We start from the raw sequence: 17,934 nt of genomic DNA, 5'->3' as shown, positions 1-17,934 counted from the left end.
ATGGCATTGTGGTGAAGCTTGGTAAGTTACATGTGGTTAACAATAAAATACTCTTAATACATTGTTTTAACTAATAAAAAACAAAGCAATTCGTTACTCTGCGCGCTGCTGGTGATAGGATCCTGCCCCTAACTGGCTCGGCAATGAGCTAACCGCTTTAACTATTATGAGGCAGGCATGTCCCACTCTTCCCCAACCTCGGGTGCTGCTAATGAGCAGCAGCAATATTCCCTTGCCGTAATTACGTTCTGGCTGGCTTTTGGGACCTTTATGATTGGTTGCAGTGAGTTTGCTGCAATGGGATTGTTACCCTATTTTGCTGAAGATTTTGGTATCAGCGAAAAAGTAGCCGGTCATGCCATCAGCGCATATGCCTTGGGTGTGGTGGTAGGTGCCCCTTTAATTACGTTGTTTTTCTCACGGCTTGCCCGTCGTACGATGTTGATTGCCATGATGATTTTTTATGCTGGCGGTAATTTATTGACCGCGCTGGCATGGTCTGAATGGACCATGAATGCGGCGCGGTTTATCGCGGGCTTACCCCACGGCGCTTATTTCGGTATTGCCATGCTTTTCGCAGCTGATATAGCGGGCAAAAAGAAGCGCGCCCAAGCGGTCAGTAATGTCATTATGGGCCTGGCTATCGCCAACATTATCGGTGTCCCTGCTATTAGTGGTATTGGTCAGATATTTGGTTGGCGCACCGGGTTTTTCATGATCGCTGCAGGCGCTTTGGTCACATCGCTTATGGTCTGGAAAACGGCCCCCTATCAGGGTGCTAACCCCGATGCCAAGCCTATGACCGAATTACAGGCACTGAAAAATAAAGATGTTTTGCTGGTATTGTTGATGGGTGCCATCGGCTTTGGCGGCATGTTTTCTGTCTATTCTTATTTTAGTGCATCTTATTTGAATACCACCGGCGCGCCGGAATGGGGTATTTCGGCCACGCTGTTAATTTACGGTATCGGCGTTACCTTGGGCAATATTATTGCCGGCCGTTATTCAGAAGGCCGTCTTTTATCCAGTGCTATTGCATTTCAGGTATTACTCGGGTTATCTGCTGCTGCGTATGCGGCCTCGATGGGAAATCCTGTGCTAATGGCCATATCTTTATTTTTCATCGGTATTGGCGGTGGAATGGTGGTGCCGCTGCAAACCCGCTTAATGGATGTAGCCGGAAATGCGCAAACCCTGGCTGGGGCAATGAACCATGCCTCGTTCAACACCGCGAACGCGTTGGGGCCTTGGCTGGCTGGGATGGCATTATCCGCCGGCTATGGTTATGCGGCTACCGGATGGGTGGGTGTAGCACTGGCCGGCGGTGGGGTACTGGTATGGTTACTGATTGTAATGAGCCAGTCGGCCCGGTCGCCGCAACCTGTAAGCGAAAGCGCGCGTTAAAACGCGCGCCTGGGTTGGTCCCTCGCGGTGGAATAAGCGTTTAACCCATAGCCTTGATATATATGTTGTCCGGGGCCTCTGGCGAGTTATGGCTAGCGCTTATCATCGGCTAGGAGTGACTTTATTTGCGCACGACTATGATGGGCGAATCTCTGTACAGACTGACCCGGTTACGGCCATTTTGCTTTGCTGTGTATAGCGCATTGTCGGCCTGTTTAAATGCGCTATCGAGCGACTGTAGCCTGTCGCAGACCGTAATACCGGCACTAAAGGTAACGGGTATTTCATCAAACGGGGCATCGCTAACGGCCTGTTTCCATCGCTCTACTATTGTTTTTGCATCGTGCCTGGTGGTGTTGCTAATCAGAATAACGAATTCCTCGCCGCCCCACCTTGCAAGTACATCTCCGCCACGCAGGTTTTGCATTAAGCGCTGAGCAAACGCTACCAGGATAGCGTCACCTTTAGCGTGGCCATAGGTATCATTAACCAGTTTAAAATGATCAATATCAATAACCGCCAGACAATAAGGTTCAGCGCCACTTGCTAAGCGGCTGGCATATTCTTTTGCAAACTTATTGCGGTTATAAATACCGGTAAGCGTGTCTGTTTGGGATATTTTTATAAGTTGCTGTTCACGCTCAATAGCTTGCTGGAACGCAAAATAGCGGGTTCCTTCATAAAAGCGAAATAGCAGAATATGCACAATTGAGGCTTCAATGACATTCAGTAACGCCCCGGTATTTATGGTAAAGGCCGGATTGTGCTGTAATTGCAAATAGACGGTATACACACATGCTAAAAAAACGATAGTTGATAGGGTAGTACCGACCCGTCGACCGGCCAGGAAGAAGGTTACCGGAGGTATCACGGTAGCCCAGATTACTGAGTAGTTTCGCCCCTCCACCAATAGGATAAACGCAAGCATTACGCCGGCTATGCCACACGCGAGTAAAACGGCCACTACCGCGACGTTTGCTAGCCGTCTGAACAACCCGTATAGCGCGAGTACGATAAGACAACCTACCCCATCCATCACTGCCAGCGTGTAGGCTTTAAACACAAAAAGGTTGATTACGCTTAACAGGGCAAAGCTTACCGTAGCGAGCAAAAAGATATGGAAAATAAGACGTATACGCCAGTAATCAGGATGGTGGTCCGGATAGTCAGGAAACGTTTTGTACCACGTAAATGACATAAGCAATTCAGGCTACATTATTCTATTTTAAGCCTAAATTAGCAGTATTTTTGCCGGCAGTGTAAAAAACCTGATTATTTCTAAACAGTTTGGCGACTGCGCGCGGCGGGGACAATGTCATTAGCCTATACTGCATATACGATGATACTGCGCTAGCGTAACCGAAGCGCCTTATGCTCTAAATTACGCAGTGCCCGGTAATCGCCATAGTGGCTTGATAGTTCCCTGTAAACTGGCCTGCCCGAGCTAATAGCTGTACCAATAGCGTACTATTTCGCTGGCAGTAAAGCGTAGAGGTTAGTTGCCATACTGCTTTTATCGCCATTCATGAGCCTGTGCCAGTCTGGTTAGTCACCGAGAAACGACAGCCGCCTTTCTTCCGCCACGCGAAATGAGGATAACGTGCTGGTTCGATTTAGCCCGCAGTGCACAGTTAATAACTGCTAACCCTGGCTATTCCCAATGTACCAGCCCTTGCCTCAGTATAGAATAATTACCCCGGGTAGTTTATTCCCCGGTACGGTTGCGCTGGGCCTAACACAGCATAAAAACATTACGCTGTGTAACCATATCGTACATTTCCCCTCGACCTAATTGAGCCATACCACAGTAAGCCCCATACTCGCGCGGCTGATTTTTGCACAAGGCGGGGCAAAGATATTTATCGGGCGAAACAGCCCCGGAACGCCGCCCCATCGCGCTAAAAATCAGATGATGTTTTCTGCTCAGCTTTACCGCTATTGTTAGCCACAAAAGACAATTAAAACAGCGTAATAAGCCCATAGAGGAACGTTTTTCATCAAATCGTCATTATGGGGTCATAGGCTGGCTATTACTGAAATAGTAAGTGCTTGTTAGGACGGGATAATCTTTGCCGAAAAAATCAGCGTTGGAACAACCTTTACCTGGTTTAGCTAATACCATTACCACTGCCAGCGGCATTACCCTGCACTATCAGGACGCAGGAGATAAAAACGCGCCCGCTATTGTGTTGATAATGGGTCTTGGGGCCCAGATGACGATTTGGCCAGATACCTTGTACCAGGGGTTGGTTAAAAAGGGATTTCGGGTAATTCGTTTTGATAATCGGGATACGGGCCTATCAAGCCAGTTGGATGACCTGGGCAACCCTAGTCTGTTAAAAGCCTGGCTGAGCAAACGCCTACCTATGGCCTCGTCAGTACCCTATAAACTAGAGGATATGGCCGAGGATGTGTTGCATTTAATGGATGCCCTGGGGCTTAAACGAGCGCATATGGTGGGCGCGTCTATGGGCGGGATGATTGCCCAGATACTCGCTGCCAGGCATAAAAAGAAGGTACTAAGCCTAACATCTATTATGTCCACCGTTGCGGTTACCCCGCAAACCAGCTCCAATATAAAGTTACTACTTAGCCTGGCGCGCCGCCCAGGCCGCTATAACCCTTGAGTTCAATTGGTGAGTGCAACGCTATCCTTATTAAAGGAGGAATGTTGCCATGAAACAAAGAAAACGTATCTATTACTCACCAGAACAGAAAGCACTTATTTGGGACAGGTATAAGCGAGGTGATTCGCTGCATGATATCGCTAGAATGTTTGACCGCTTTCACTCTTCTATTATGCCAACCATTTATCAAACTGGTGGGTATCGGCCACCAGAACGAAAAAGACATCTACAGTCTCTTTCGCTTGATGAAAGAGAAGAAATATCACGATGCTTAGTCGGTAAACAATCCATTCGAGAAATTGCCAGACGTTTGTCTAGAGCGCCATCTACAATTAGCCGTGAAGTAAAAAGAAATGGTGGGCTGAAGCACTACCGTGCCGTAAGAGCTGAACAACGAGCATGGGACGAAGCATTGAGACCTAAGCCATGTAAGTTAATTGACTCTCCAGATTTATGTAAGCTGATAGCCGTTAAGCTTAAAAGGGCATGGTCACCACAACAAATTGCAGGTTGGTTAAAGCGACAATACCCCAATAATCAGGAAATGTACGTGTCTCACGAAACCATCTATAAAACACTCTTCATTCAGACGCGAAGCGCTCTAAAGAAAGAACTGCAAAAGTGTTTGCGGTCAAAAAGAGTGGTTCGCAAGTCGCGTCAATCTTCACTGAAAAGGTTAGGTCTAGGAAAAATTCCTGACGCCGTTTCTATTAGTGAGCGACCTGCATCAGTTGAAGATAGAGCGATACCTGGTCACTGGGAAGGCGACCTTATATGTGGTTCTAACAACAGTTACATAGCGACACTAGTAGAGAGGCACTCTCGATTCGTAATGCTGGCAAAAGTGGATGATAGTAAAACGTCGACCGTGATTGCTGCACTTATTAAGCACGCTCAAAAGCTACCTAAGGAACTATATAAATCTCTAACTTGGGACAGGGGGAGAGAAATTAAAGACCACAAACAGTTCACTCTAGCCACTGATATAAAAGTCTATCTTTGTGATCCTTACTCACCGTGGCAACGTGGTTCCAATGAAAACACCAATCGATTACTACGGCAGTATTTTCCAAAAAGTACCGACTTATCAGTACACAGCCAACAAAAACTTAGCAGCGTAGCGAGACAACTTAACGAAAGACCAAGAAAAACGTTAGACTATGAAACACCAGCACAGAAATTTAACCGATGTGTTGCGCCCATCGATTGAACTCAAGCCGAGAAGCGGCCATTCGTTACAATATGAAATTGAATCGTTTAATCGGGAGTCCTTCTTACCCCAGCGATGAACGAACATTGTATGAGCAAGCCAGCCGTTCTATTGATCGCGCCTATAACCCGGCCGGTTTTAAGCGCCAATTGGTAGCCATCACTGCCAGCGCCGACCGCCGGCCTTTGATGAAAAAAGTAAAAGCCCCTACCCTGGTAATTCATGGCAGTAACGATCCGGTCATCCCGTTGGCCGGTGGCCAGGAAACCGCCAAACATATTAAAAAGTCTACTTTAAAGGTGGTAGAAGGCATGGGGCATGATTTCCCACCGGTACTGATGGCTAAAATGACCCGCTGGATTGCCAAGCATGTAGCCAAAGCAGAGAAAAAACGTAAACAAAAAAAGCGGCTGAAGCGCCAGCAAAAAGCCGCACTAAATAAGTAACCTTTGACACACCGTTGCCAAGTCCCGGCTATGGGTGTGCGCCAACGCTGTTATGAAAACGCCAGCCACGAGCTGGTGTTTAATGCCTTTTTGTTGCAAAGATAATGCATAAGCTTCATTTTTTCCCAAAGCGTATTCCTAACGTCTATTGGCTGTTTTCTAGTAAGCTGCGACTAGGCAGCGCCCACTATTTCATGTGAACTTTACCACCAATAATTTTATACGCTGGTGTACCCCGAATCATGGTATCGCGGGCAAACTCCTGGCCACAGCCTGGACAGTGGCAAGCAGTAGTTGTGTAATCTTCCACTATGCGTTCGATAAAGCATTTAACCAACGCACCCTTACCGCCCTTGCGGTACTTAAAAATAGGCGCTTTACATTGTAAACACGATATTAGTACCGTGCGAACCGGTCCTTTTTTACTGGGTTTAGCCATAGCCTCACGGTGTAGTTTGTCGTTGGTGATAGGATTCTATCGTGAATAATGCGCCATTATAAAGCCGGATGTGGCCTAAGCTGGGCGGCAATAGATTGGTGCCGCCACGCCCTTTCGATGGCATCCCGCCTAACCGCTGCCGTTATGTTTAAGATAAATCTTAAGCTGTGGAGGGACAGGCGGTAACCGTGTTCGCACAAAGCTGCACAAGGACTACGCCCCCTAGCGCATTAATTGTGCTGGGGGGAAAGCACAATCAATGACCCGCGGGCTCTTCGCCGCGCCCTTAGCCTCAGTGACAACTAGGTAAACAGACGTTTCCACCACCCTGCGGCCGGGTCAACAGTCTGGAGTGGCTGGCATGGCCGGCCCAGACCAACATTTTGTAGCTCGCGTATAATACGGCTTTCGCTTTGTTGCGCTTCAAGGGTCGCGCGTTCACCATAATACCCGCCTATTTTAAATACTGTTAAACTAAGCGCGGTCGCTACTTCAAAGGCAACTATGACTCTGGTGAGCCCTCCATGAGCTGTAATGGTTGAATCTCCCAGCGTGGCCATCACCACAATAGAGTAATACAAACTGTTCAAATAGGTCGAGACAAGATCGCGGGCATACCTCCCATTAACCCGTTCAGGCTTTGAAAGTTGTATACCTGTTCCGCTTCTACCTCACGTAAACCGGCAATCATTTGCTCTTTAGAGTCAATTATTGCGATAAAAAAGTATGCACCGGCGCTTACCACCGCCAACGTAATGAAGAAAAATTTCAGCTCGTGAATAGAGGTTTCTTTGCGGCTGACCAGACGTATTACATCCACCAGCAGCTTTATCATGTAAAACAATAATAAAAAAAGTAACAGCAACAAGCAGTAATACTGCCCAGCCGTTGTCCCGGGTGTAAGGAAGCAGCAGCCCGGTCGAAAAGGCACAACCGGTAAAAAACAGGTTTTTAGTGTAAATTGTTGATAAATCGTCCATCGACCCAATGCCTTAGATAGCGCTGGACGATGCCCTACCAGCGTCATATAGGGTGATGTTGTATTATTTTTCGTCAATGATAGACATGAGTTGGCCAACAGTTCCAGCTATTTCTATGGCTAAGGCAGGAAGGCGGCGGCCCTTGCCTGCATGGGTTATCCGCCGCCAGATGGTCGAGGCGCATCAGGCGCATTTAAGGCTGGCCGGTAGGTAAACCGGCACAGCTATTTGGCGCTTATGCGATACGTCAGGGCATTTAATACAAAAAGTCCTTTAAAAACGGTACGCGGCCGACACTTTGAAGCGTCGCCCTGCCGGTTTTCACACCGCTAGCTTTTGCACTGTCGGCTTTTAAGGCACCTTAACGCTTTTTCATTCGCTGGCTTTGTGCTTCGCGTTTCTCGTTGCGTTTTTCTTTGCGGTCGCGTTTCTCAGGCGTTAGCGAGCCATCTTTGAATTTTTGCTTGCGCTTTTCTTTATCTGCTTGTTTTTTTGCCGCCGCTTCGGCTATCTCTATATTTTCCTGCGCTATCATTTGCGGTGTTTCAAGGGTAATTCTACCCAGCTTTCCAGATTGCAGCTCTTTTAACAGAATCTCACAAATTTTATGCAGATTTACCCTACCGCCCGCCATTAATGCGCCACGTTTTTTGGCTGCCGCTTCCAAAAATGCCAGTTCCGTGTCAGGTAACATGTCCAGTTTGTAGCGTTCCTGCATAACCTGCGGATAGGCTTTAATTAGATAGTCTGCCGCAAAAAAACCTACATCATCGTATTCCATTGCGGTATTTTTAACTGCCCCGGAGGCAGCCAGTCGATAAATGGAGTGCGGGTTTTCAACCTTAGGCCATAGCACGCCGGGGGTATCGTACAATACAATGCCACTGCCTAAATTAATTCGTTGTTGGCCTTTAGTGACCGCTGGCTCGTTCCCCGTTTTGGCAATCGTACGTTCTGCCAGAATATTTATCAGGGTCGATTTACCCACATTCGGGATGCCCGTAATCATGGCATTAATTGACTTCACCTGAGCGTCTTTTTGCGCACACACACTGCGAATAAGACTGATAATTTGCTTACTGCCTGCCGGATTGTCGCTTGAAGTCGTGATGGTTTTCACACCGCGCTGAGCTTCTAAATGGGTCTGCCATTGGGCGGTTAAATCAGGATCAGCAAGGTCAAATTTGTTCAGAATTTTAATGCAAGGTTTGTCGCCTCTTATTTTGGCGATCTCGGGGTTTTCACTTGAAAAAGGTATACGGGCATCAAGCACCTCAATCAAAATATCAACCTGGCTTAATGACTCTTTTATTTCTTTAAGGGCTTTATGCATATGCCCGGGAAACCAGTGTAAGGCCACGTTTTTTTCCTCTACTTATATTTACGTACGACACAATCGTTGGCATAGGCCGCCCTATAAGAAGAGTAACGACGGGCCACTGTGTTCGCTAAAAAATCATTGTGACAACTGGTAAACCGATAATGTGACCGCACTGGCCAGATTAAGCGAGTCTATTTTGCCGCTGCCTTTGATCGTAAACGCCTGCGCGTTAAAGTCGGCAAGTGCTTGTGCGGGAACACCCCGCGCTTCATTGCCAAATAAATAACAGTCGTACGCGCCAAATGCTTTGTTGTTTATGCTTATGCCCTGCATATCTAAACAGGCAAAAGAAGAAAAGCGCGATCGCAAACTGTTAAGGCTAACGTCCTGCTCCATCGGCACATGGAAGATGGCGCCCATACTGGCCCGTACCACTTTAGAATTATACGGGTCGACGCTCGCGGGGCTAAGCAATAGCCGAAAGCCACCAAACCAGGCCATACTGCGCAATATCGTGCCCAGATTGCCGGGGTCCTGAACCTCGTGTAGATAAATACATCGCTGGGACGATGTATCTGACCGGGCAGTGGCAACGGGTAATGGTACCCGGGCGATAATACCCTGTGGGGTTTTGGTATCACTCAACTGGCTCATTTGGCGCGAAGTTACGGTGACTAGGGTATAGCGACCCGATAACTGCGCAGTCCACTGCGTGTATTCCTCGGTGACATACAAGGTAACGTCGCTACCGGCATAACCCCCGGCCCTCGCTTTATCCAGCTCCAGTATTAAATGCTCCCCTTCCACCAGATAATAGCCAAACTGTGAGCGGTATTTTTTCTGATGGAGTTTTTTAACGTCGTCCAGTTTCATAATAACCTGTTTTCGTACTCATAATATCTAAGCCTGTCCGGCTCGAACCCGCCTTGTTCTGATAGCATGATGAAAATCTGCCTGCCCGAGACGGCTAAGGTGCTATCGCCGGGGGCACCTAATCCTGCTGCGGCAACAGCCGTTCGACCTGGACCGCTACCCAAACGCGACGATCTTTAGACTAATATTTAAGTAAGCCGATTTTATCTGCCACACCGTTCCACTCATCGGCATCCGCCGGCGCTGGCTTGAGTTCGGTGATATTGGGCCACTGCTGAGCTAACTCCTCGTTCAGCGCTAAAAAAGCAGCCTGATCGGGGCTTATATGGGTGTCCTGGATAATAGCGTCAGCCGGGCATTCAGGCACACAGAGTGCGCAATCTATACAAATAGCCGGATCAATTGCCAGAAAATTAGGGCCCTCGAAAAAGGCATCTACAGGGCATACTGCAACACAATCTGTATATTTACAGTTGATGCAGTTGTCGGTCACTACAAAGGTCATAGCAGGCCAAGTTGTTCATTATTTTGCATGGCTGACAAGTCTAAAGTAGCGTCGTTAAAACACAAGTTTTCTTGCCATTTTGCCGCAATGATTGCTGCATTCGGCCTATCTTAAGCGAGATAAGTCATTTAAAATGCCCGGCCCTGGCAGAAAAGGCTGTCCGGTGTTTTAAAGAGTAACTGTATTATGCTGCGTTTAACCGATATTAAATTACCCCTTGACCATAACGAGCAAGCGCTTGAACAGGCCGTGCTGGCAAGACTAAAGCTGGATAAAGCCAACCTGACCGCGGTAACCGTTTTTAAACGGGGGTATGACGCACGCAATAATAAAGATATTCAGCTTATTTATACGCTGGATATTGAGGTGACAAACGAAGCTGAACTGTTACAGCAATTCAGCCAGGATCCGCGGGTCAGGATCACCCCAGATATGCAGTATAAATTTGTGGCTCAGGCTCCGGCCAACTTAGCCCACCGCCCGGTAGTGGTAGGCCTGGGACCTTGCGGGCTGTTCGCCGCATTAATACTTGCCCAGATGGGCTATAAGCCTATTGTCCTGGAGCGTGGTAAAGCGGTACGTGAACGTACCAAAGACACGTTTGGGTTTTGGCGTAAGCAACCGCTTAATCCTGAGTCTAACGTACAGTTTGGTGAAGGCGGAGCAGGCACCTTTTCAGATGGCAAGCTGTATAGTCAGGTAAAGGATCGCAAACATTACGGGCGTAAAGTGTTGCACGAATTTGTAGCAGCGGGAGCCCCGGAAGAAATCATGTATGTCAGCAAGCCCCATATCGGGACATTCAAGCTGGTTAATATGGTGGAAAAAATGCGCGCGCAAATTATTGCGCTGGGTGGAGAAATTCGGTTTAGTACCCGCGTGGAAAAACTGGATATACAGAACGACAAAATTCATGGCTTATATTTGTCGGACGACCAATATCTGGCCACCCGTCATGTCGTGCTGGCGGTAGGCCACAGTGCACGAGACACTTTTAAAGCGCTTTATGAACAGGGCGTTTATATCGAAGCAAAGCCATTTTCTATTGGTTTTAGAATTGAGCACGAACAAAGTATGATTGACCAGTGCCGGTTTGGTGATAATGCTGGCAATCCTCTTTTAGGAGCGGCCGACTATAAGCTGGTTCACCACTGCAAAAATGGCCGCACGGTATACAGTTTTTGTATGTGCCCGGGCGGCACCGTGGTGGCTGCAGCATCTGAACCAGGGCGTGTAGTTACCAATGGTATGAGCCAGTATTCGCGTCACGAACGCAATGCTAACAGTGCAATTGTGGTGGGAATTACACCAGAACAGGACTTTCCCGGTCACCCCCTGGCAGGCATTGAATTACAGCGGCGCCTGGAAGAGCTAGCCTATACCGCAGGCGGTGAGAACTATCATGCCCCGGCCCAGCTAATTGGCGACTTTTTAGCGGGCCAAGCCAGTACGGGTTTGGGAGATGTAGCACCCTCTTACACCCCAGGTGTTACCTTAACCGACTTGAGTAAAGTGGTTCCTGAATATGTTAGCCAGTCTATACGCGAAGCAATCCCTGCGTTTGATAAACAAATCAAGGGGTTCGCGAAGCGTGATGGATTACTGACGGGGGTTGAAACCCGTACTTCTTCGCCAGTGTGTATTAAGCGCGGTGCTGATTATCAAAGTGTGAATATACAGGGACTTTATCCGGCCGGCGAGGGAGCCGGATACGCCGGGGGAATCTGGTCTGCGGGAATAGATGGAATTCGGGTCGCTGAAGCCGTCGCGTTGGCAATGTTAGAGCACTAAAGGGCGGCCCACTGCCGCCTTGCGCTGGTGGGGTAGCGTGTAGTCTTAAAAGCTGATTAGCCAGTCTCTGGTGCTAAAACTGGTGGGCAAGTTTGCTGACAAACGAGTAAATAGAAAAACACCTTCTGATAGCATAGCTTCATAATGCTGCATCGCTTTGTTATTAATTTTATGTTCAAGAATACAGTTTTTATGGGTAACAGCTTGAGCGAATATCACGCCGTTGTCGTGCAGTTGCGCCACCATAGCGTTGGTATTGGCGGGTGTGATATTTTTAATCATCAACCCATGCCCTGAAGCAAATTCTTCAATACACTGTTTGGTTAACATGTTGGGTGTATTTTCGGCTGAATCTACGTCAAAAGATGAAGGTTGCATAAATGCATCCGGATGCTAAGTTTTTTTTAAATTTTGCGCTAAACGCCCACAGATAAACATTCAACAAAAGTATAAAAAACTCAGGGCCAGCCCACGAGTTTAAGGAAAACGACCCTCCATCCGGCGCCTTTTTCCCTTATTGCCATTATCGGGTTACTCAATTCGCATCAACATACCCTGTTGTAGCTTATCGCTGCTTATTACCCAGCCATCTACGTCTTTTTGGATGTTGTACACATCCGTAGCCAGGCCATGTGTGAAAATACTCAAAAAGCTATCTATTCCACTGGCGTAAACAGTGAGCGTTCGATTACCTCGTAATGTAGCTTTTACTTTACTTGCGCTAAGTTCAACCGAGCTCATTGTTTCACTAAAAAACTCGCTCAGCATGGATGCCAGCAAAAACAAGCTTGCTTCGCAGTAGTTTGGATGGGTTTTGCCTTCACTGATAATATTCATTACGTGTTTTGCCCTTTTCTACCTATCCCCGGCCGTAAACCTATGTGTTTAACCAGCCCAGGTTACTCACACACCTGTCCGGCTATAGCATTAGCTTATACCCAGACAAGTATATTAAAAGCTGGTCAGGCCAAATGTAGGCGAAAGTATAAAGTTAACGTATTGATAACAATACTTGAACGCCAATTTAATGATTATCCGCACCTTTATTACCCAGGGCGCAAGATGCAAAGTGACGGGATACGGTTACCTCAGGCCGTCACCACTTGTAGTTGTTTTTGGGGTTAGCACAGTACTAAAGGTCTACAGCCGCCACGTTAGTTAGCCCCTATAGTCGATAGGGATGAAGTACAACAGCAACCTGTGACCTATCGCACATTGTGAGAAATTGCCTACGCAGCCGTGGTGCCCTGGTCATTTACATTTAAACGTTAACGACAGTGGACACACCATGATAAACACCCGTTTTATCCCTTTTGCTTTACTCCGTCTGGGGTTACTCATAAGCATACTATTGCCCGCTCATGCCGGGGCCGGCACTTGGCAAAATAATCAGTCGCTTGGCGGCTTTAATACCGTGAATATCTATACACCAGATAGCAACTCATCAATTGGCGAAGGTAAGGCACTGCTGATTGTGTTACATGGCTGCGTGCAGCCAGTAAGTGCTTATCTTAGCGCTAATCTGGAAGCCGCTGCTGAACGCCATGGTATGGTAATAGCGGTACCTGATGCGATGAACAAAGCGGGTTTTAGTTGCTGGTCTTATTGGCAAGGCGCCAAATCGCGTAGCAATGGCGACTATAAAAATCTGATTGCACTGGCCCAAACCATGGCCAACGACGCGACCCGGAATATCGACGAACAACAGGTATATATTGCCGGCCTATCCTCTGGTGCGGCGTTTGCCAATACCACAGCTTGCTTAGCGCCCGATGTATTTGCCGGCATGGGCATCAGTGCAGGTCCCAGCATTGGTACCAGTTCTAACGGAGCATTGGGCCCGTGTGAAACGGCCAACGTAGCAGCACGCTGCGCTCAGTATGGCGCAGGTTACAGCAGTTATTTTGATACGCAGCTTGCCTCTATCGCCCAGGGCGACCAGGATTCAACGGTGAATCTTTGCTATAACGAGCAAAACGCCAGCGGCATGGCTGAGTTGTATGGCGTAAGTGAGCTACCAGCTAGCCAGGTAATCAGCGATGGGCCTTCACGCACGGCAGATGAAACCTTGTGGCAAGATGGTCGGGTATCCAAATTGTGGTTTAATAATGTGGACCACGCGTGGTCTGGGGGCGCGGGTGCCAGTGGTGCATACATCAGCGGCAACAGCATCAACTATGCAGACTACCTTGGCGAATATTTCGCTACCTATAATCTGCGGGTTGATCGCAATACTGGCCCAGCGTTGAGTAATATTAATGTTCAGGTAGTAGGCAATACTATCGAAGTCAGTGGTACCGCAATAGATGCGCAGGGCAGTGTGAGCCAGGTGCTGATCAGTTATGCCGGCAGTAATGACAACCTGCAAAGCGATACCAGTTCGGTTAACAGCGCGGGTGACTTTACCATTAGTAGCAGCGCACTGACGAACGACTTATATAAAGTTACCATTATCGCTACTGATAATGCCGGAAAGGATTCTGCCCCGGTTATTCGCTATGTCCGTATAGGACCGCCCCCCGCCCCTGCTGCGCCGACATTGTCGAACATACTGGTTAGTGTCAGCGAGCAGTGCGCCACCCTCAGCGCTGATGTGGCGGATATTAATAATGATATAGCCACAGTGACGGTGGTATTTGGCGCTACCAGTATTCCCGCTGCGCTCCAGGAAAACCGCTACGTTGCCACCGGATGTGCGCTACCAGGAGGCAGTAATAGCGCCACCATAACAGCAGTAGATGACACCGGCCTGAGCGCCAGCGAAACGGTGGAATTTACTATTGATGCGGGTAAAACTGCCACCCTTGATCAGCATATAAGTGCTGGAAGGCTGGCATATACGAATTACGCAAATTGCTATCTGGAATACAGTACATCCGCTTTTACGTTACGTGAAGTGTCCGCCAATTCCAGTCAATGTCAGTGGCAGGACAGCGATGCCAGTTGCACCGGGCCGGTACAAGCCTGTAGCGCAGATGGTTCGACAGGAGGCCAGCCGCCGCCGGTAGACGAGAATACTTGTGTACAGTACAGTACTTACAATTACTATCATAAAATGGCCGGCAGAGCTTACAGCACAGGAAACCCTTATGCGCCAGATTATTTTGCCCAGGGATCGGATGCCCCACTAGCAGGTTCAACATATGGGATAACAATGTTGAATTCCACAGATAATAACCAGTGGCAACCCGGCAATTGCCCTTAATTAGATAACCTTTCAGGCGTAAAAAAAGTAGCAAGCCGATGAGGCGTTGCTACTTTTTTCCTATTGGCAGATTACCTTTCGGTAACGTCCGGGCCTTACCGGTTATGTATTTTTTCCTCAACTTTGTGAACCTGTTCGGTCACTGTTTCGGTTACTGGCTTGGCTAAGCGTTTGACCACCTGCGCTGCCGCAAACCCAACACAGCTTCCCACCAGTACATCAGAAAAATGATGCGCATCGCGCCCTGTCCGGGAACGGCCAATAACTGCCGTAGCGGCGGCCGCCGCTAATAACGGCCCGGAAGATTTTGGAATACTTGCTGCTACCGCCGCCACCGCTGCCGCGTGGCCTGAAGGCATTGAATTATGGCTATCATCTAAAGTGGCGCCCTTAAACGCCGGACCGGTATTGGTTCGCGGGCGCTTTCTGCCAATAAGACGTTTAAGCCCGGCATTGGCTAGCCCGGCGAGGGCTGCGCTACAGGTGGCTTTTAATAATGTATCTTCTAGCTGTTTGTGCCCCGAATAGCGCGACGCGACATAAGCCGTGGCTGTGGCCGCAACTACCGAAGGTGGCTTGGTAACTGCGCTAAGTGTTTGCGAAGTGACTATACCATTACCTTTAGTACTGCCCTTAGAACGTAATAAATTGGTTAGCTTGTAGGCTATGTAGCCCTTCCCCAGCGTAAGACCTTGCATAGTTACCTCAAATGGTTTTTGACGTTAGGTGTCAAATTTATAGAGCGGGGGCGGGAATTGAGATCGTTTACCCACAAAATTTAAATAGTGTGCTATAGCTTATTGAACGGACTCGCTTGCCAATGTTCTTATAGCCCCCACGTTTTAATTAGGCATATCCGCTGTAGTTGTTATATTGCAGTGCAACATAATATGGGAATATGAATGAGTAGCAATGTAAACCAGCCCCAGGACTTAGAGCGTAGGCGCGTTAGCGAACTACAAAGCTATCAGCTGGATACCTCTGCCACCCCCGAATTTGACCAGCTGACTGATCTTGCGTCACGAATTTTCGATGTACCTATAGCATTGATTTCGCTGGTTGACGACAAGCGTCAGTTTTTTAAATCCAGAGTCGGTCTGGCGGTGAGCGAAACGCCTCGGGATATCTCATTTTGCGCGCATGCTATCGCGCCAGAAACTACTGGGCCGTTATTGGTGCCTGATGCCTTAAGTGACGCTCGGTTTGTAGATAATCCCCTGGTCACCGGGCCCCCTCATATCCGCAGCTATTTTGGTTATCCGCTGGTTTCCGCGAATGGCTTCAAACTGGGTACGTTGTGCATTATCGATACGAAAGCTCGCCACGACTTTGGCGAAAAAGAGGTAGCCCTACTACAAAATTTAGCTAATGTGGTGACGGATAAACTTGAGCTATGGCGTCTGAACCATTTGCACCACGTGGGCCAAACCCAGTGGCAGAATATTGCAACGACCTCACCGGACGCCATTATATGTACCAATTTATCGGACCTGATTAATTTTTGGAACGATGCGGCGGCGCAGTTATTTGGTTATAGCCAGGAAGAGATCCTTAATACCAGTATTAAGCGTTTAACCGATGAGTCTGGTTTAGCTCTTTTTCGCCAGCTAAAAGAACAGTTTTTGGCTTCAGATAGCCTCTTTGAACGTAATTTACACGTTACTGCAAAACGCAAAGACGGCTCTACCTTCCCCGCAGAACTATCGTTCTCTACCTGGCTCGAAGAAGGCGGCAGAAGCATCGGTTTAATCGTCAGAGATACCACTGAGCGGCGTAAAAACTATGCCAAACTTAAACGCCTTGCACTTACCGATGCGCTCACCGGCCTGGCTAACCGAAGTGCCTGGAAGCGGATAGCGGAGGCGCAGTTAAACGATGCTGTACCGGTGACGATATTACTGGCAGATTTGGACGGCTTTAAAGAAATAAACGACACCTTGGGTCACGCCGCGGGCGATGAATTATTAAAAGTGGTGGCGAAACGAATAAAAAGAGCCGCAGGAAAGCCAATTACTATCGCTCGCTTAGGCGGCGATGAATTTGCGTTGTTGTTCTGTGATATAGAGATAGACCAGGCAACTGCGATTGCCGCTTCTTTGATAGCCGATGTGGCTCAACCACATATCATTAATGACCATCCGGTAGCCGTAGGAATGAGTATTGGTATCGCCCAGTCGCCCGCTCACGGAGCCCAGCTTGAAGAGCTATTAAATGCCTCAGACCTGGCGTTATACCAAGCCAAAAGCGAAGGTAAAAACCGTTGTGAAATATTCAAGCCGGCGTTCAAGGAGGTAGCTAATCAGCAGCGCGCGTTACGCAAAGAACTGCGCCAGGCTATTATGCAACAAGAGTTTGTTTTGTATTTTCAGCCACAAATTTCACTGGCTACCGGCCAACTGGTAGGCGCAGAAGCGCTCTTGCGTTGGCAGCACCCTACCCTGGGTATTGTTCAGCCAATCCAGTTTATTGAATTGCTAAACAAAAAACAGGCTGTCATGTCGGTAGGCGACTGGATATTAGATGAAGCCTGCCAGCGCGCCAAACAATGGCAAGCGTATATCCCCGAATTTAGAATAGGTATCAATCTGTTCGATGTGCAGTTATCTTCCAAAGCGTTTCCCGGCGTTGTAGCAAAAGCGCTGAATAAGCACCAGCTATCGCCAACATCGCTTGAGCTGGAGATTGTCGAAACCACCTTTTTACAAAAAGAGTTGGATACGGTGGCCCGCCTTAATACCCTGCGCGAGCTCGGTGTGCTGTTAGCATTTGATGATTACGGCACGGGCTTTGCGGCGCTGAATTTATTAAAAACGTACCCGGTAAGCCGCCTCAAAATTGATAAAACCTTCATGCACGATGTCACCGCCGATAAAGGTAACGCGGCGTTAGTGAAGGCTATCATTTACTTAGGCAAAAGCTTTGGTTTGTCGATTATTGCTGAAGGAGTGGAAAATCCCGACCAACAGGCGTTTTTACAACATTATGGGTGCGATGAAGCACAAGGTTACTATTACGGAGAGCCGGTAAGTGCGGATGAGTTTCTGCATCGGTTTGTTAAAGCACAAGTTAATGAAACCAATTGAGAGCCTACTTTGAACCTTATTCGCTATTGATGAACTAATAGTAAACATTG

Annotated in this window: 16 protein-coding genes and 1 pseudogene; 7 read left to right on the top strand and 10 right to left on the bottom strand. The window is 48.1% G+C overall.

What is annotated here, in order from left to right:
• Positions 1–177 precede the first annotated feature (177 nt).
• Positions 178–1,404: an MFS transporter gene (locus tag D0Y50_RS08275; protein ID WP_117316408.1), complete on the top strand. Its 1,227-nt coding sequence runs from the start codon at positions 178–180 to the stop codon at positions 1,402–1,404.
• 121 nt (positions 1,405–1,525) lie between these two features.
• Here the strand turns inward: D0Y50_RS08275 and D0Y50_RS08270 are convergent, their stop codons facing one another.
• Positions 1,526–2,602 carry a GGDEF domain-containing protein gene (locus D0Y50_RS08270; RefSeq protein ID WP_117316406.1) on the bottom strand — a complete coding sequence of 359 codons (1,077 nt, stop codon included), beginning with the start codon at positions 2,600–2,602 and terminating at the stop codon, positions 1,526–1,528.
• Between the two features lie 889 nt (positions 2,603–3,491).
• Here D0Y50_RS08270 and D0Y50_RS08265 point away from each other — a divergent pair.
• The 3 genes and pseudogenes from D0Y50_RS08265 to D0Y50_RS08255 form a co-directional block, all read left to right on the top strand.
• Positions 3,492–4,007, top strand: a pseudogene (locus D0Y50_RS08265) (alpha/beta fold hydrolase); the annotation flags it as partial.
• Between the two features lie 73 nt (positions 4,008–4,080).
• Positions 4,081–5,241 carry an IS30 family transposase gene (locus D0Y50_RS08260; protein WP_117315147.1) on the top strand — a complete coding sequence of 387 codons (1,161 nt, stop codon included), beginning with the start codon at positions 4,081–4,083 and terminating at the stop codon, positions 5,239–5,241.
• A gap of 32 nt (positions 5,242–5,273) precedes the next feature.
• Positions 5,274–5,687, top strand: coding sequence for an alpha/beta fold hydrolase (locus D0Y50_RS08255; RefSeq protein ID WP_232366489.1), 414 nt, complete (start codon positions 5,274–5,276; stop codon positions 5,685–5,687).
• Positions 5,688–5,874: 187 nt separating this feature from the next.
• Here D0Y50_RS08255 and D0Y50_RS19750 read toward each other — a convergent pair whose 3' ends face one another.
• The 6 genes from D0Y50_RS19750 to fdxA form a co-directional block, all read right to left on the bottom strand.
• On the bottom strand, positions 5,875–6,126 hold the full coding sequence (locus D0Y50_RS19750) for a hypothetical protein (RefSeq protein WP_108566906.1): 252 nt from the start codon (positions 6,124–6,126) through the stop codon (positions 5,875–5,877).
• Positions 6,127–6,428: 302 nt separating this feature from the next.
• Complete coding sequence (locus tag D0Y50_RS08245) at positions 6,429–6,716, bottom strand: hypothetical protein (protein ID WP_117316403.1); 288 nt, start codon at positions 6,714–6,716, stop codon at positions 6,429–6,431.
• Positions 6,713–6,994: a hypothetical protein gene (locus D0Y50_RS08240; protein WP_108566904.1), complete on the bottom strand. Its 282-nt coding sequence runs from the start codon at positions 6,992–6,994 to the stop codon at positions 6,713–6,715. Before D0Y50_RS08240 ends, D0Y50_RS08245 begins: the two co-directional genes overlap by 4 nt.
• A 473-nt stretch (positions 6,995–7,467) precedes the next feature.
• Positions 7,468–8,466 (bottom strand): ribosome biogenesis GTPase YlqF, encoded by a 999-nt coding sequence (gene ylqF / locus D0Y50_RS08235; protein WP_108566903.1) that lies wholly within the window; start codon positions 8,464–8,466, stop codon positions 7,468–7,470.
• Between the two features lie 96 nt (positions 8,467–8,562).
• On the bottom strand, positions 8,563–9,300 hold the full coding sequence (locus D0Y50_RS08230; RefSeq protein WP_108566902.1) for a TrmH family RNA methyltransferase: 738 nt from the start codon (positions 9,298–9,300) through the stop codon (positions 8,563–8,565).
• Positions 9,301–9,481: 181 nt separating this feature from the next.
• A complete protein-coding gene (gene fdxA / locus D0Y50_RS08225; protein ID WP_108566901.1) occupies positions 9,482–9,805 on the bottom strand; it encodes a ferredoxin FdxA in 324 nt (107 codons plus the stop codon).
• A gap of 186 nt (positions 9,806–9,991) precedes the next feature.
• On the opposite strand from fdxA, the gene D0Y50_RS08220 reads away from it, so the two are divergent.
• The gene (locus tag D0Y50_RS08220; protein ID WP_117316400.1) at positions 9,992–11,596 is read left to right on the top strand and encodes an NAD(P)/FAD-dependent oxidoreductase; all 1,605 of its coding nucleotides are present in this window, start codon (positions 9,992–9,994) and stop codon (positions 11,594–11,596) included.
• Between the two features lie 45 nt (positions 11,597–11,641).
• Here the strand turns inward: D0Y50_RS08220 and D0Y50_RS08215 are convergent, their stop codons facing one another.
• Together D0Y50_RS08215 and D0Y50_RS08210 are read right to left on the bottom strand one after the other, a co-directional pair.
• Positions 11,642–11,974, bottom strand: coding sequence for a hypothetical protein (locus D0Y50_RS08215; RefSeq protein ID WP_108566899.1), 333 nt, complete (start codon positions 11,972–11,974; stop codon positions 11,642–11,644).
• Positions 11,975–12,127: 153 nt separating this feature from the next.
• The gene (locus D0Y50_RS08210) at positions 12,128–12,433 is read right to left on the bottom strand and encodes a hypothetical protein (protein ID WP_108566898.1); all 306 of its coding nucleotides are present in this window, start codon (positions 12,431–12,433) and stop codon (positions 12,128–12,130) included.
• Positions 12,434–12,884: 451 nt separating this feature from the next.
• On the opposite strand from D0Y50_RS08210, the gene D0Y50_RS08205 reads away from it, so the two are divergent.
• Positions 12,885–14,801 carry an extracellular catalytic domain type 1 short-chain-length polyhydroxyalkanoate depolymerase gene (locus D0Y50_RS08205; protein WP_108566897.1) on the top strand — a complete coding sequence of 639 codons (1,917 nt, stop codon included), beginning with the start codon at positions 12,885–12,887 and terminating at the stop codon, positions 14,799–14,801.
• A gap of 95 nt (positions 14,802–14,896) precedes the next feature.
• Here the strand turns inward: D0Y50_RS08205 and D0Y50_RS08200 are convergent, their stop codons facing one another.
• Complete coding sequence (locus D0Y50_RS08200) at positions 14,897–15,499, bottom strand: phosphatase PAP2 family protein (RefSeq protein ID WP_108566896.1); 603 nt, start codon at positions 15,497–15,499, stop codon at positions 14,897–14,899.
• 204 nt (positions 15,500–15,703) lie between these two features.
• On the opposite strand from D0Y50_RS08200, the gene D0Y50_RS08195 reads away from it, so the two are divergent.
• The gene (locus D0Y50_RS08195) at positions 15,704–17,884 is read left to right on the top strand and encodes a putative bifunctional diguanylate cyclase/phosphodiesterase (protein ID WP_117316398.1); all 2,181 of its coding nucleotides are present in this window, start codon (positions 15,704–15,706) and stop codon (positions 17,882–17,884) included.
• Positions 17,885–17,934: the final 50 nt, after the last annotated feature.

Origin of the sequence: Salinimonas sediminis, from assembly GCF_003429285.1 — a bacterium.
In the GTDB taxonomy this organism is placed as follows: Bacteria; Pseudomonadota; Gammaproteobacteria; order Enterobacterales; family Alteromonadaceae; genus Alteromonas; species Alteromonas indica.
The sequence above is the reverse complement of the archived record's forward strand: the minus strand, read 5'-3'. Positions and strand labels throughout refer to the sequence as shown.

What these genes read in the sequence shown, in the direction of transcription:
- D0Y50_RS08275 (WP_117316408.1), top strand. Translation starts at nt 178, where the DNA reads ATGTCCCACTCTTCCCCAACCTCGGGTGCTGCTAATGAGCAGCAGCAA.
- D0Y50_RS08270 (WP_117316406.1), bottom strand. Translation starts at nt 2,602, where the DNA reads ATGTCATTTACGTGGTACAAAACGTTTCCTGACTATCCGGACCACCAT.
- D0Y50_RS08260 (WP_117315147.1), top strand. Translation starts at nt 4,081, where the DNA reads ATGAAACAAAGAAAACGTATCTATTACTCACCAGAACAGAAAGCACTT.
- D0Y50_RS08255 (WP_232366489.1), top strand. Translation starts at nt 5,274, where the DNA reads ATGAAATTGAATCGTTTAATCGGGAGTCCTTCTTACCCCAGCGATGAA.
- D0Y50_RS19750 (WP_108566906.1), bottom strand. Translation starts at nt 6,126, where the DNA reads ATGGCTAAACCCAGTAAAAAAGGACCGGTTCGCACGGTACTAATATCG.
- D0Y50_RS08230 (WP_108566902.1), bottom strand. Translation starts at nt 9,300, where the DNA reads ATGAAACTGGACGACGTTAAAAAACTCCATCAGAAAAAATACCGCTCA.
- fdxA (WP_108566901.1), bottom strand. Translation starts at nt 9,805, where the DNA reads ATGACCTTTGTAGTGACCGACAACTGCATCAACTGTAAATATACAGAT.
- D0Y50_RS08220 (WP_117316400.1), top strand. Translation starts at nt 9,992, where the DNA reads ATGCTGCGTTTAACCGATATTAAATTACCCCTTGACCATAACGAGCAA.
- D0Y50_RS08215 (WP_108566899.1), bottom strand. Translation starts at nt 11,974, where the DNA reads ATGCAACCTTCATCTTTTGACGTAGATTCAGCCGAAAATACACCCAAC.
- D0Y50_RS08210 (WP_108566898.1), bottom strand. Translation starts at nt 12,433, where the DNA reads ATGAATATTATCAGTGAAGGCAAAACCCATCCAAACTACTGCGAAGCA.
- D0Y50_RS08205 (WP_108566897.1), top strand. Translation starts at nt 12,885, where the DNA reads ATGATAAACACCCGTTTTATCCCTTTTGCTTTACTCCGTCTGGGGTTA.
- D0Y50_RS08200 (WP_108566896.1), bottom strand. Translation starts at nt 15,499, where the DNA reads ATGCAAGGTCTTACGCTGGGGAAGGGCTACATAGCCTACAAGCTAACC.
- D0Y50_RS08195 (WP_117316398.1), top strand. Translation starts at nt 15,704, where the DNA reads ATGAGTAGCAATGTAAACCAGCCCCAGGACTTAGAGCGTAGGCGCGTT.